The organism is Halopseudomonas maritima (assembly GCF_021545785.1).
GTDB lineage: Bacteria > Pseudomonadota > Gammaproteobacteria > Pseudomonadales > Pseudomonadaceae > Halopseudomonas > Halopseudomonas maritima.
This window is the reverse complement of sequence record NZ_CP079801.1, coordinates 3,838,420-3,851,620: the sequence shown is the minus strand read 5'-3', so window position 1 is coordinate 3,851,620 and position 13,201 is coordinate 3,838,420. Positions and strand designations below refer to the sequence as shown.

General features: G+C 62.7%; 13 protein-coding genes. All 13 read left to right on the top strand.

Annotated elements, in window-relative coordinates:
• Positions 1-5: 5 nt before the first annotated feature.
• Positions 6-815, top strand: coding sequence for a CoA-transferase subunit beta (locus tag HV822_RS17770; protein ID WP_238871588.1), 810 nt, complete (start codon positions 6-8; stop codon positions 813-815).
• Entirely contained in the window at positions 812-1,723 is a 912-nt protein-coding gene (locus tag HV822_RS17765; RefSeq protein WP_238871587.1) for an enoyl-CoA hydratase, read from the top strand. The genes HV822_RS17770 and HV822_RS17765 overlap by 4 nt, the downstream gene beginning before the upstream one ends.
• The gene (locus HV822_RS17760; protein WP_238871586.1) at positions 1,720-2,835 is read left to right on the top strand and encodes an NAD(P)H-dependent flavin oxidoreductase; all 1,116 of its coding nucleotides are present in this window, start codon (positions 1,720-1,722) and stop codon (positions 2,833-2,835) included. The genes HV822_RS17765 and HV822_RS17760 overlap by 4 nt, the downstream gene beginning before the upstream one ends.
• Positions 2,832-3,584: an enoyl-CoA hydratase family protein gene (locus tag HV822_RS17755; protein WP_238871585.1), complete on the top strand. Its 753-nt coding sequence runs from the start codon at positions 2,832-2,834 to the stop codon at positions 3,582-3,584. Before HV822_RS17760 ends, HV822_RS17755 begins: the two co-directional genes overlap by 4 nt.
• Positions 3,585-3,594: 10 nt before the next feature.
• Entirely contained in the window at positions 3,595-4,761 is a 1,167-nt protein-coding gene (locus HV822_RS17750; RefSeq protein ID WP_238871584.1) for an acyl-CoA dehydrogenase family protein, read from the top strand.
• A gap of 10 nt (positions 4,762-4,771) precedes the next feature.
• Complete coding sequence (locus HV822_RS17745; protein ID WP_238871583.1) at positions 4,772-5,839, top strand: acyl-CoA dehydrogenase family protein; 1,068 nt, start codon at positions 4,772-4,774, stop codon at positions 5,837-5,839.
• Positions 5,832-6,983 carry an acetyl-CoA C-acetyltransferase gene (locus HV822_RS17740; protein WP_238871582.1) on the top strand — a complete coding sequence of 384 codons (1,152 nt, stop codon included), beginning with the start codon at positions 5,832-5,834 and terminating at the stop codon, positions 6,981-6,983. Before HV822_RS17745 ends, HV822_RS17740 begins: the two co-directional genes overlap by 8 nt.
• Before the next feature lie 159 nt (positions 6,984-7,142).
• Positions 7,143-8,027, top strand: a complete 885-nt coding sequence (locus tag HV822_RS17735; protein WP_238871581.1) for an SDR family oxidoreductase — start codon at positions 7,143-7,145, stop codon at positions 8,025-8,027.
• Between the two features lie 14 nt (positions 8,028-8,041).
• The gene (locus tag HV822_RS17730; protein ID WP_238871580.1) at positions 8,042-9,223 is read left to right on the top strand and encodes an acyl-CoA dehydrogenase family protein; all 1,182 of its coding nucleotides are present in this window, start codon (positions 8,042-8,044) and stop codon (positions 9,221-9,223) included.
• A gap of 10 nt (positions 9,224-9,233) precedes the next feature.
• Positions 9,234-10,418: an acyl-CoA dehydrogenase family protein gene (locus tag HV822_RS17725; RefSeq protein ID WP_238871579.1), complete on the top strand. Its 1,185-nt coding sequence runs from the start codon at positions 9,234-9,236 to the stop codon at positions 10,416-10,418.
• A gap of 8 nt (positions 10,419-10,426) precedes the next feature.
• Entirely contained in the window at positions 10,427-11,215 is a 789-nt protein-coding gene (locus HV822_RS17720) for an SDR family oxidoreductase (protein ID WP_238873649.1), read from the top strand.
• A 22-nt stretch (positions 11,216-11,237) separates the two neighbouring features.
• The gene (locus HV822_RS17715) at positions 11,238-11,708 is read left to right on the top strand and encodes a MaoC family dehydratase (RefSeq protein ID WP_238871578.1); all 471 of its coding nucleotides are present in this window, start codon (positions 11,238-11,240) and stop codon (positions 11,706-11,708) included.
• Positions 11,709-11,720: 12 nt separating this feature from the next.
• On the top strand, positions 11,721-12,923 hold the full coding sequence (locus HV822_RS17710) for an acetyl-CoA C-acyltransferase (protein ID WP_238871577.1): 1,203 nt from the start codon (positions 11,721-11,723) through the stop codon (positions 12,921-12,923).
• Positions 12,924-13,201 lie beyond the last annotated feature (278 nt).

Below are 13,201 nucleotides of genomic sequence, written 5' to 3'. Positions count from 1 at the left end.
CGACCATGAGCAAGCCCGAATTCAGCCTGGCTGAACTGATGATTGTGGCCGCCTCCGAGGCCTGGCGTAACAACGGTGAATGGCTGGCATCTGGCCTGGGAATCATCCCCCGTCTGGGCGCAAGCCTGGCCAAGGTGAGCCATAGCCCGGAACTGCTGATGACCGACAGCGAGGCCTTCCTGGTGGAAGAGCCGGTGCCGGTCGGTCCGCGCGGCGACTACCAGCCCAAGTACGCCGGTTACATGCCGTTTGAACGGATCTTTGATTGCGTATGGCACGGCCGCCGTCACGCCATGGTCGGTCCGACCCAGATCGACCGCTGGGCGCAGAGCAACCTGTCTGTGGTCGGCGATTACCACAAGCCGAAGGTCGCCATGCTGGGTGTTCGGGGGCTGCCGGGTAACAGCATCAACCACCGCAATTCCTTCTTTGTACCCAACCACAACAGTCGCGTGTTTGTTGCCGGTGAGGTGGATATGGTCTCCGGTGTCGGCTTCAAGCCCGAGCGCTGGGGGCCGGGCATGCGCCGTGACCTGATGAGCATCGGGGTGGCGGTAACAGACCTGTGCGTGATGGACTGGAACGGTCCGGACAACGCGCCTCGCGTGGTGTCCCTGCACCCAGGCGTGGACTTTGATCTGGTCCAGGAACGCACTGGCTTCCCGCTGCTGAAAGTGGAGAACCTGGGCGAGACGCCGCATCCGACTGCCGAGCAACTGGCAGCCATTGCCAGGCTGGACCCGCACAACCTGCGGTCCAAACAGCTCAAGGGTAATCCCGCCGGTGTCCGTTCTGCCGAGGAGGTGCGCGCATGAGTGAGCACAACGAATTCGTAGATCGCCCTGATAAGGCCGTCTACGAGACCGACGAACCGGTCTCCTATCGGGTAGAAGACGGCGTTGCCGTCGTCACCATGAGTCGTCCGCAGTTCAATAATGTGCAGAACTCGCAGATGACCTACGCGCTGGATGATTGCTTCCGTCGCGCGATCAATGACGATGCGGTCAAGGTGATCGTGCTGCGCTCAACCGGCAAGCACTTTTCTGCCGGGCATGACATCGGCACCCCGGGCCGCGACGTGACCAAGAGCTTCGAGCACAAGCACCTGTGGTGGGACCACACCAATAAACCGGGTGGCGAGTTCCTCTATGTGCGCGAGCAGGAAGTTTATTTGAATATGTGCCGGCGCTGGCGCGAGATGCCCAAGCCGACCATCGCCATGGTCCAGGGCGGTTGCATTGCCGGCGGCCTGATGCTGGCCTGGGTGTGCGATCTGATCATCGCCAGCGACGACGCCTTCTTCCAGGATCCGGTTGTGCGAATGGGTATTCCGGGCGTTGAGTACTTCGCCCACGCTTTCGAGATGCACCCACGCATTGCCAAGGAGTTTCTGTTCCTTGGTGAACGTATGTCAGCGGCGCGGGCCTACGAGCTGGGCATGGTCAACCGGGTGGTGCCGCGTGATCATTTGGAGTGGGCCACCATGGAGGTCGCAGGGAAGATTGCCAAGCAGCCACGTATGGGTCTGGCACTGACAAAACAGGCGGTCAACCATATCGAAGACTTGCAAGGTAAGCGTACCGGCATGGAAGCGGTGTTCGCCTGGCACCACTTTGCCCATGTGCACAACGAGCAGATTTCCGGCGACAAGCTGGGCGGCTTTGATGGCAAGGCGATGGCCGCTGCCAATAAGGCGCAGGCGGCTGAGGATGGCAGTAAATGAGCTGGTACAACACCCGTGTAACGGCAGCTCTGGGTTGCCGCTACCCGATCATCCAGACCGCCATGGGCTGGGTGTCTGATGCCGATCTGGTGATCGCCACCACACGTGCTGGCGGCTTTGGCTTTCTCGCGGGTGCGACCATCGCGGCGGACCAGCTGGAGGCCGAGATTCGCAAGGTCGTAGACGTCACCGGCGGCAGCAACTTTGGTCTGAACTTTCACATGTTTCAGGACAATGCCGCCCAGTGCGTCGATCTGGCGATCAAGTACCGTCTGCGCGCAGTGAGCTACGGCCGCGGACCGGATCGGCAGACCGTGCAGCGTTTCAAGGACGCGGGCGTGCTGTGCATTCCGACTGTCGGCGCTCTCAAGCATGCGATCAAGGCGGCGGAGATGGGTGCCGACATGATCACCATTCAGGGCGGCGAGGGTGGCGGCCACACCGGCGGTGTTCCTACCAGTATTCTGCTGCCGCAGGTGCTGGATGCCGTGCAGGTACCAGTGATCGCGGCGGGCGGTTTCTCGACCGGTCGGGGGTTGGCCTCGGCGCTGGCCGCTGGCGCTGACGCCATTGCTATGGGCACCCGCTTCATGATGAGCAGCGATTCGCCCACCCCGGCCAAAACGCTTGAGCGCTACCTGGCTACCCGCGATACCCAACAAATCAGGGTCACGCTGGCAGTGGACGGCATGCGTCACCGCATGGTCGACAACCCGTTCATCCGCAAACTGGAAGCCGCCGGCCCGATCGGCCGACTGATGATTGCGCTGCGCAGCGCCTATCGCTGGAAGGCACAGACCGGCATGACCGCGGGCCACATGCTCAAGACCTTTTTCAGCGCCGTGCGTGAAGACCCGGGTGCCACCTCGCAGGTCATCATGGCGGCCAATCAGCCGATTCTGCTGCAGCGCTCGATGGTTGAAGGCTTCCCGGACGAGGGAATCCTGCCCAGCGGCCAGGTCGCGGCGGCGATTGATCGCCTGCTCAGCTGTCAGCAATTGATCGATGAAATAGTCCAGGAGGCTGATGTCTGCTTGCATCGGCTCCAGCAACGTATGCAGCAGGACTCGACGCCAGAGGGTGTCGGGCAGAAGGGGAGTGCCCACGCATGAGTAATGCCTTTACCAGTCAGATCGAGAACGGCATCGCCGAACTGGTGATCTGCAAACCACCGGTCAATGCACTGGATAGCACCGAGTGGCTGTCACTAGCTGCCACCATTGATGAGCTGGGCGTCAATCCGGATGTGCGGGTGCTGATCATCCGCTCCGAAGGTCGCGGTTTCTGTGCCGGCGTCGACATTAAAGAACTGGACGCCCACCCCGAGCGTATCGTCAAGGTCAATGCCGGCAACTATGCCACCTTCAAGGCGATTCACCGTTGCCAAGTACCGGTCATCGTCGGCGTGCACGGCTTCGTCCTGGGTGGCGGCATCGGCATGACCGGAGCCGCTGACATCGTGGTTGCCTCACGCTGCGCCACGTTCGCCCTGCCGGAAGTCGACCGCGGCGCCATGGGCGGCGGTGCCCATTTGCAGAGGCTGTTTCCGGTTCAGAAGGTGCGTTACATGTTCTTCACCGGCGAAACCGTGACCGCGCCGGACGCCATGCAGTACGGCTTCATCGAGCAACTGGTCGAGCGTGACGAGTTGCCGGCTGCCACCCGTGCCATCGCGGCGAAGATTGCCGCCAAGAGCCCGGCCATGATCCGCATTGCCAAGGAAGCGCTGAACGGCATTGAGGACGGCAATCTGGAAGACAAGTACCGCTGGGAGCAGGGCTTCACCCTCGAGGCCTACACCATGCCGGATTCGGCTGAAACTCGTCGCGCGTTTGTTGAAAAACGCGACGCCAGCTTCTGAGGCAGCCAGCATGCAACTGACATATACCGACAAGCAAACTGCCTTCCGGGCCGAGGCCCGCGCCTGGCTGGAAGCGAATGTGCCGAGCAAGCCACTGGCCAGCTACGACACCCGTGAAGGCTTTGAAGAACACCGGGCCTGGGAGCGCAAGCTGTATGACAGCCGCTGGTCCATGGTCATGTGGCCGGAGCACTTGGGTGGCCGCGGCTGCGATCTGATCGAGTGGCTGATCTTCGAGGAAGAGTACTACGCGGTCAATGCGCCAATGCGCGTCAATCAGAACGGCCAACTGCTGCTGGGTCCGACCCTGATGGAGTTCGGCACCGAGGCTCAGAAGCAGCATTTTTTGCCGCGTATTGCCTCCAGTGAGGATATGTGGGCGCAGGGCTGGTCCGAGCCCAATGCCGGTTCCGACATGGCTGCGATCCGCAGCAAGGCGGTGCGCGACGGCGATCATTATGTGGTCAGTGGTCAGAAAACCTGGTCTACCCGAGCGAGCTTTGCCGACTGGACTTTCGGCCTGTTCCGCAGCGAGCCGAACAGCCAGCGCCATCACGGTTTGACCTATCTGATGGTTCCGCTCAACAGCCCGGGAGTCACCATTCGCCCGATCAAGGCGTTGAACGGCAAGGAAGCCTTTGCCGAAATCTTCTTTGACGAGGTGCGGGTGCCGGTTGAAAACCGCATCGGCGCTGAAGGCCAGGGCTGGAATGTGGCCATGGCCACTGCCGGGTTTGAACGAGGCTTGCTGCTGCGCTCTCCGGCACGCTTCCAGCATACTGCCAAACGGCTTATCGAGCTGTTCAAGGCCAACCCTGAGGTGGCTGCCCGTGATCCGGGTTTGCGTGACGCCGTGGTTGAAAGCTGGATGGGCGCGCAAGCCTATGCCTATTCCTCCTATCACACCGTGGGGCTGGTGCAGAAAGGGGGCAAGGTGGGTGCAGAGGCTAGCGTCAACAAGATCGTCTGGTCCGAACTGGATCTGAAGATGCACGAAACTGCAATGCGAATTCTCGGTGCCCGGGGCGAGCTGCGCGGCAGCGCACCGGAAGCGGTCGACGGCGGCAGCTGGCTTGAGGGCTTTTTGTTTGCCCAGGCTGGCCCGATTTACGCCGGCACCAACGAGATTCAGCGCAACATCATCGCCGAGCGCATGCTCGGTCTGCCGAAGGCCTGAGGGGAAGATCATGGACTTTACCTTTACCGAAGATCAGCTCGCCTTCCGCGAGGCCATCAGCCGGTTTCTGATGACCGAAGCGCCGCCGGAAACCCTGCGCGAGATATGGGAAACCGAAGACGGACGCTCGCCCGAAATGCGCCGCAAAATGGCCGAGCAGGGGCTCACCGCACTGTCGGTCCCTGAGGCGCAGGGCGGGCTGGGCATGGATGACGTCGCCTGGTCGCTGCTGACCCAGGAGCTGGGTTACTACGCCATTGCAGACTCCATGGCCGATACCGCCTACGTGGCCACCGGTCTGTTGACCGCTCTGCCAGAGAGCACCGACCTGCGTGATGAGTTGCTGGCCCGGATTGTCGACGGTGACGTGCGCATTGCGGTGGGTCACCCGGTCAACCCGCTGGTGGCCGATGTGCATCTGGCCGACGTGGTACTGCAGGCGCATCAGGACGAGATTCATGCTCTCAAGCGCGAGCACGTCAGCTTCGAACGCAACCCGAGCATCGACAGTTCCCGCCGCCTCAGTCGCGTCAGTTTCCAGCCCAGCGACGCCACCCGCCTGGTGGGTGCCGAGCAGGGCAGTGCGATCTGGGATCAGACCCTTAACCGCGGCGCCCTGGCAGTAGCCGGGCAAAGTCTGGGGTTGGCCCAGCGTATGCTTGATCTGTCGGTTGACTACGCGGTGCAGCGTAAGCAGTTCGGCAAGGCCATCGGCAGCTTCCAGGCGGTCAAGCACAAGCTGGCGGATGTCGCCGGCAAAATCGAGTTCGCCAAGCCGGTGCTGTACCGTGCAGCCCACGCGCTGGCCAATAACGAGCCGACCGCCGCGCTGAACGTATCCCACGCCAAACTGGCCTGCTGCGAGGCGGCCTGGGTTGCCGCCCGTCATGGCATCCAGGTACATGGCGCCATGGGCTACACCTGGGAAGTCGACCTGCAGATGTTTATGAAGCGCGCCTGGGCGCTGGATTCCTCCTGGGGCGATCGCGCCTTCCACACCTCCCGCGTTGCTGAAGCCGTGCTGGCCGCTGACGCACCGATTGGTCCGCATCATTCCTTTGGAGCTACCCATGCCTGAAGCTTATATCGTTGACGCCCTGCGTAGCCCCACCGGCAAGCGCAAGGGCAGTCTGTCTGCCATTCACGCCATCGACCTGGGCGCCCATGCACTGAAGGCGCTGGTGGAGCGCAACAGCGTTCCGGCCGATGAGTACGATGACGTCATCTTTGGCTGTGTCGATACCATCGGTTCACAGGCCGGTGACATCGCCCGCACCAGCTGGCTGGCCGCCGGCCTGCCGCTGAATGTGCCGGGCACCACGGTAGATCGCCAGTGCGGCTCGTCGCAGCAGGCGCTGCACTTCGCTGCCCAGGCGGTGATGAGCGGCACCCAGGACGTGATCGCCGTGGGCGGTGTGCAGACCATGACACAAATCCCGATCTCATCAGCGATGCTGGCTGGCCAGCCGCTTGGTTTTCCCGATCCGTTTTCTGGTAGCGAAGGCTGGCGCGCGCGCTTTGCCGATCAACCGGTCAACCAGTTCTATGCCGCACAGCGCATTGCCGATCACTGGCAGTTAAGCCGCGATGCGATGGAGCAGTTTGCGCTGCAAAGTCATGAACGCGCACTGCAGGCCATTGCCGCCGGTCATTTTGCTCGCGAGATTGTGCCGCTAGCCGGCCTGACGGTGGACGAAACCCCACGCCAGACCACGCTGGAGAAGATGGCCAGTCTGGAGCCGGTCGACCCGCAGTTTCCGGGCATCACCGCCGCCGTTTCCAGCCAGACCGCCGATGCGTCAGCGGCGCTACTGGTAGTGTCAGAGGCGGCGCTCAAGCGCTACCAGCTGACGCCGCGGGCGCGGATCCACCATCTGAGTGTACGTGGCGACTGTCCGATCTGGCACCTGACGGCGCCCATCGAGGCCACTCGTTATGCACTGAAAAAGGCCGGCATGCAGATGAACGACATCGACCGGGTGGAGATCAATGAGGCGTTTGCGTCGGTGGTTATGGCGTGGCAGCAGGAGCTGGACTATGACCCCGCGCGCACCAACGTCAATGGCGGCGCGATTGCACTGGGGCATCCGTTGGGTGCCACTGGCGCACGTCTTAGCACCACTTTGCTGCACGAGCTGGAGCGCAGCGGCGGTCGTTACGGCCTGCAGACCATGTGCGAGGGCGGTGGCCAGGCCAACGTCACCATTATCGAGCGGCTCTGAGGCCGCGTTGCTGGACGGCCAGTCAGCGCCTCTGCGCTGGCTGGCCGTTTGCGTTTTCAGGCCGCCCGCGCTCCGATAGTCTCTACGGACGATGAACCGCCGCCGCCCGCCACGCAACAATCTCTGCAAGCTAAATAGCACTGTACGAGGAGTTGCGGCATGGGAATTCTGAACGATCGAGTGGTCATCATCACCGGAGCCGGTGGCGGGCTGGGCGCCGCCCATGCGCGGGTGTTCGCCGCCGAGGGCGCCTGCGTTCTGGTCAACGATATTAACGGTGATGCTGCGGCCGCAGTGGTCGACCAAATCGTTTCCGCTGGTGGCAGAGCTGCCGTCAACACGTCCGACATTACCAATTACGCCGACAGCGAAAATGCGGTGCGTCAGGCGATTGAGACCTGGGGTGACCTGCACGTTGTGCTCAACAACGCCGGTATCAACCGTGACCGCATGTTCGCCTCCATGACCGAGGCCGAGTGGGACGCCATCATGGCGGTGCATCTCAAGGGCCACTTTTGCATCAGCTCCCACGCGGTGCACTACTGGCGCGATCAGACCAAGGCCGGTCACCGCGTTGATGCCCGCATCATCAACACCACTTCCGGTGCCGGCCTGCAAGGCTCCATAGGGCAGTCCAACTATGCCGCCGCCAAGGCCGGCATTGCTGCGCTGACGCTGAACCAGGCGGCCGAGTTGCGTCGCTACGGCATCACTGCCAACGCGATTGCCCCCGCGGCCCGCACCGGCATGACCACCGCCGTTGAGTCGATGGCCCAGCGCATGGCCAAGCCCGACGATGGCAGCTTCGACTACTGGGCACCGGAGAACGTCAGCTCCGTGCTGGCCTGGCTGGCCAGCGCCGACTCGGCCGCGGTGACCGGACGCATCTTCGAGGCCGAAGGCGGCAAGATTTCCATCGCCGATGGCTGGCGTACCACCGAGGGTGTCGATAAGGGAGCGCGCTGGGCTCCGACCGAAGTGGGGCAAGCCATGCAGCAACTGCTGGCCAACGAAGTGCCGGCCCAGAAAGTCTACGGCAGCTAAATCGAGGCCTGACCATGGAGTTTCGTTTTACTGACGAGCAGCGAATGATCCGCGACACCGCCGCGGCATTCCTGCAGGACGTGTCGGATTCGTCTGCCGTGCGCAAAGCCATGGCAACCGAACTCGGCTATGACCCGGACTTGTGGCAGCGCATTTGCCAGGAGCTGTGCTTCCAGTCCATCACAGTGCCGGAAGTCTATGGCGGCATGGGCCTCGGCCAGGTCGAACTGGCTGCGGTATTGGAGCAGATGGGCAAGGTGCTGCTGTGCTCGCCGTTCTTCGCCACCGTCGGGCTGGGCGTCAATGCCTTGCTGTTGGCTGGCACCGAAGAACAGAAAGAGCGCTATCTGCCCGCTATCGTTGATGGCGCGCTGACGGCGACCCTGGGCTGGACCGGTGCCGAGGCGGCCCGTTTTGGCGGTCAGTGGGGCTGCGAGGCCATCGGTCTGCGATGGCAAGCCTGCGAAAACGGCTATCGCCTCAGCGGCGAGTTGCGCTATGTGATCGATGGCCACAGTGCAGATTTGCTGATTGTGGCTGCACGAGCGCCAGGGACTGCGGGGCGAGATGGTGTTGCCCTGTTCGCCCTGCCGGCCGACACGGCGGGTGTCAGTCGCGAGTGGCAACCAACGCTGGATCAGACCCGCCGTCAGGCTCGTCTGCAGTTCACCGATGTGCTGGTACCGGCATGCGCGCGCATGTCTGGCGGTGAGGCGGCCGGTCGAATGCTCGACGACATCCTTGCGCTGGTCAAGGTGGCGCTGGCTGCCGAGCAGATGGGGGCTGCTCAGAAGGTGCTCGATATGAGCGTTGCCTATATGCACGAGCGCGTGCAGTTCGGCCGCCAGATTGCCAGCTATCAGGCGCTCAAGCACAAGGCGGCCGACATGCTGCTCAAGTGTGAGGTGTCCCGCTCGGCCGTGTACTACGCCGCCTGTATCGCCGAGGAGCGTGTAAACCCCGAGGGAGACGCGCGACTGGCAGACGAGCTGGCCGAAGCGGCGGCTATGGCCAAGGCCTATTGCTCCGACACCCTGTTCCACAACGCAGGCAGCGCAATCCAGCTGCACGGTGGTGTCGGTTTTACCTGGGAATACGACGTGCACCTGTACTTCAAGCGGGCCAAGGCCAGCGAGTTGTACCTGGGTGCCGGTACGGCGCAGCGTGAGCTGATTGCCAGCCTGCTGCTGGATTGAGGAGCTGAGCATGAAACTCACGTTTACCGCTGCCGATGAGGCCTTTCGCGCCGAGATTGCGGGCTGGCTGAAAGACAATCTGTGCGGCGAATTCGAAGTATTGCGGTTTCGCGGCGGTCCTGGTGATGAGCATATGTTCCCAGCCGAGCGCAAACGCTGGGAGCAGAAGCTGGCCGAAGGCGGCTGGACCTGCGTTGGCTGGCCCAGAGAGCATGGTGGTCGCGGCTGCAGCATTGAGCAGCAGGTGATCTTCCACGAAGAGTATGCCCGCGCCGGTGCACCGGGGCGGGTCGGCCATATTGGCGAGGGTCTGGCCGGGCCAACGCTGATCGCCTTTGCCAGCCCTGAGCAGCAACAGAAGTACCTGCCGGGCATTCTGGCTGGCACCGAGCTTTGGTGTCAGGGCTATTCCGAGCCTGGTGCCGGCTCGGATCTGGCCAACGTTCGTACCCGTGCAGCGCAAGGCGCCGATGGTCGCTGGATGCTCAATGGCCAGAAAGTATGGACATCGCTCGCTCATGAGTCCGACTGGTGCTTTGTCGTCGCTCGGACGGACCCGGAGTCGCGCGGGCACAAGGGGCTGGGGTTCTTTCTGGTCTCGATGCATCAGCCGGGCGTGACCGTGCGGCCGATTGAGCAACTGACCGGCACCTCGGAATTCAACGAGGTGTTCTTCGATGATGCCCTGGCGGCGGATATCGTCGGCGCGCCGGGAGATGGCTGGAAGGTTGCAATGGGGCTGCTCGGCTTTGAACGTGGCGTGTCGACGCTCGGCCAACAGATGCAGTTCCAGAACGAGCTGGACCAGATTGTACGTATCGCTCGGGATAACGGTGCTGCGCGTAATCCGGCGTTGCGCCAGCGCATTGCCGAGGCCCATATCGGCTTGCGCCTGATGCGTTACAACGCCATGCGCATGCTCTCGCAGGACAGCAACAACGAGGCCGGACCGGCAGCGCTGGTCTACAAGCTGCACTGGGCCAGCTGGCACCGCAACCTGGGCGCACTGGCCATGGATGTGTTGGGGCCAGAGGCCGACATGGCTGAGTCTGCGCCTTACAACCTGACGCGATTGCAGTCGCTGTTCCTGTTCACCCGTTCTGACACCTTGTACGGCGGCACCAACCAGATTCAGCGCAACATCATTGCTGAACGCGGGTTGGGCATGCCTAAAGAAGCCAAAGGAAACTTGTAATGAGCAACATGATTACCCATCCGCAGTACGTTTCCGGGCACGGCCTGCTTGAAGGCAAGTCGGTCCTTATCACCGCCGCTGCCGGCGCCGGCATCGGCTTCGCTGCCGCTACCCGCGCTGTGGAAGAGGGTTGCCGCGCCATCGTTATCAGTGATGTACACGAAGGTCGGCTGGCCGCATCGGTTGACAAGCTGAAGGCGGAAACCGGACTCGATTCTGTATGGGGTCTGGTCTGCAACGTGACCGACGAAGACCAGGTGCGCGCTCTGATCGACTTCGCCGAAGACAAGCTCGGCGGCACCGACGTGCTCATCAACAACGCCGGTCTGGGTACCAGCAAGCTGTTGATCGACATGGAAGACGCCGAGTGGGACAAGGTTATTGACGTGACCCTGAACGGCACCATGCGTATGACCCGCTACTTTCTGCAATGCGTGAAGGCGCGAGGGCAGGGCGCGGTGATTGTCAACAACGCCTCGGTACTGGGTTGGCGGGCGCAGAAGGAACAGGCGCACTACGCCGCTGCCAAGGCGGGCGTAATGGCATTGACCCGCTGCTCGGCACTGGAAGCGGTAGAGCTGGGCGTGCGCATCAACGCCGTGGCGCCCTCGCTGGCGGTGCACCCGATGCTGCGCAAATCCGCACCGGAAGAGCTGCTGCGCGAGCTTGAGGCCCGCGAGGCCTATGGCCGAGGAGCCGAGTGCTGGGAGGTCGCCAACGTGATGATGTTCCTGGCCAGCGATTATTCCAGCTACATGACCGGCGAAATTCTGCCCGTCAGTTCCCAGCGCGCCTGAGCGCGCTTTCAGGAGTACAGCAATGACTACCGTATTTTCCTCGGCGGCGACGCTGCAAGCCGCCGTCGGCCAATCGCTGGGCGCCACCGACTGGCTGCGTATCGAGCAGCCCCGGGTCGACCAGTTTGCCGATGCAACCGGTGACCACCAGTGGATTCACGTTGATCCCGAGAAGGCCGCCAAGGGCCCGTTCGGTGGCACCATCGCCCACGGCTACCTGACTCTGTCACTGGTGAACTATTTCCTGCCCCAGCTGATGCGGGTCGAGAACCTGCAAATGGGCGTCAACTATGGCTGCGACCGCGTGCGATTCCCGGCGCCGGTGCGCGTTGGTGCACGTATCCGCGGCGCCGGTGAAATCACCGGAGTGGAAACCCTGGCCAACGGTGCCGTGCAGGTCGTGGTGCGGGTGACTGTTGAGGTCGAGGGCAGTGACCGCCCCGGCTGCGTCGTCGACACCATCAGCCGCTACACCTTCAATCCCGCTGTCTGAGGAGCTGACAACATGCAAGATGCCGTTATTGTTTCCGTTGCGCGTACCGCGCTGACCAAGTCCTTCCGAGGCTCCTTCAATGACACTGAAGCGCCGGTGCTCGGCGGCCACGTGGTCCGTGCGGTGGTTGAGCGCGCCGGTATCAAGCCGGAGGAGGTAGGTGATGTGATCATGGGCGCTGCTGTGCAACAGGGCACCCAGGGCTACAACATCGGCCGCCTGTGCGCCTACACCGGCGGCCTTGGCGATGCCGTGCCCGGTATGGCGCTGGATCGCATGTGCGCGTCCGGTCTGATGGCGGTGGGTGAGGCGGCCAAGGCGATCATGACCGGTGAGCTGGATATTGCCATCGGCGGCGGGGTTGAATCGCTGTCGCTGACCCAGACCAAGCACAAGAACGCTCACCGCGCGCGCTCCGAAGCCGTGCTGGAGGTCATGCCGACTGCTTACATTCCGATGATCGAAACCGCTGAAATTGTTGCGGCACGTTACGGCATCAGTCGCGCCGAGCAGGATGCCTATGCCCTGCAAAGCCAGCAACGCACCGCTGCCGCCCAGCAGGCCGGTTTGTTCGCCGATGAAATCGTGCCGCTGACAGCCAGTAAGCAGCTGTTCGACAAGGAAGGCAAACCGGCAGGTCACGAGCAGGTTACTGCCGATCGCGACGAGTGCAATCGCCCGAGCACCACGCTGGAAGGGCTTGAGTCACTGCCGCCGGTTTGGAAAGACGGTCAGTGGGTTGCCCAAGGTGAACATATCACCGCGGGTAATGCCTCGCAGTTCTCTGACGGCGCGGCGGCCTGTCTGCTTATGAGCCGTGCCGAAGCCGACAAGCGCGGCCTCAAGCCGCTTGGCACCTATCGCGGTATCGCGGTGGCCGGCTGTAAGCCGGACGAGATGGGGATCGGCCCGGTCTACGCTATCCCCCAGTTGCTCAAACGCTTCGATCTCAAGGTCGAGGACATTGGCCTGTGGGAGATCAATGAGGCCTTCGCCAGTCAGGTGTTGTACTGCCGCGATGCGCTTGGCATCCCGAATGAGCGACTCAACGTCAATGGTGGTGCTATTTCCATTGGCCACCCGTTTGGCATGAGCGGCGCGCGCATGGTTGGCCACGCGCTGCTGGAAGGACGCCGCCGTGGTGTTCGTTATGTGGTGGTATCCATGTGTATCGGCGGCGGCATGGGGGCTGCGGGGCTCTTCGAGCTGGACTGATCCGTCGGTTGGGTAGCGCTTTCTACCGCCACACCAAGGTGGTTGTCTCCCTTGCTGCGCGTGGCCGCCTTCGTGCGGAGGATTGCGCGCTGCCGCTCCACCCCTGCCGGCGAGTCCGGCTGGGCGTCAGGGCCCGCACCAACTCTACCCAGGCCCGCATCATGCGGGCCTGCGCTTTTCTGCGTCCAAGCCTTGCCCCAGAGCGCGCGGTCAAGTCGACCGATGACGTAAGCCGTTTGGACGATGTTGGTCTGGGGCGCCTGCCTGAATATCCCTAC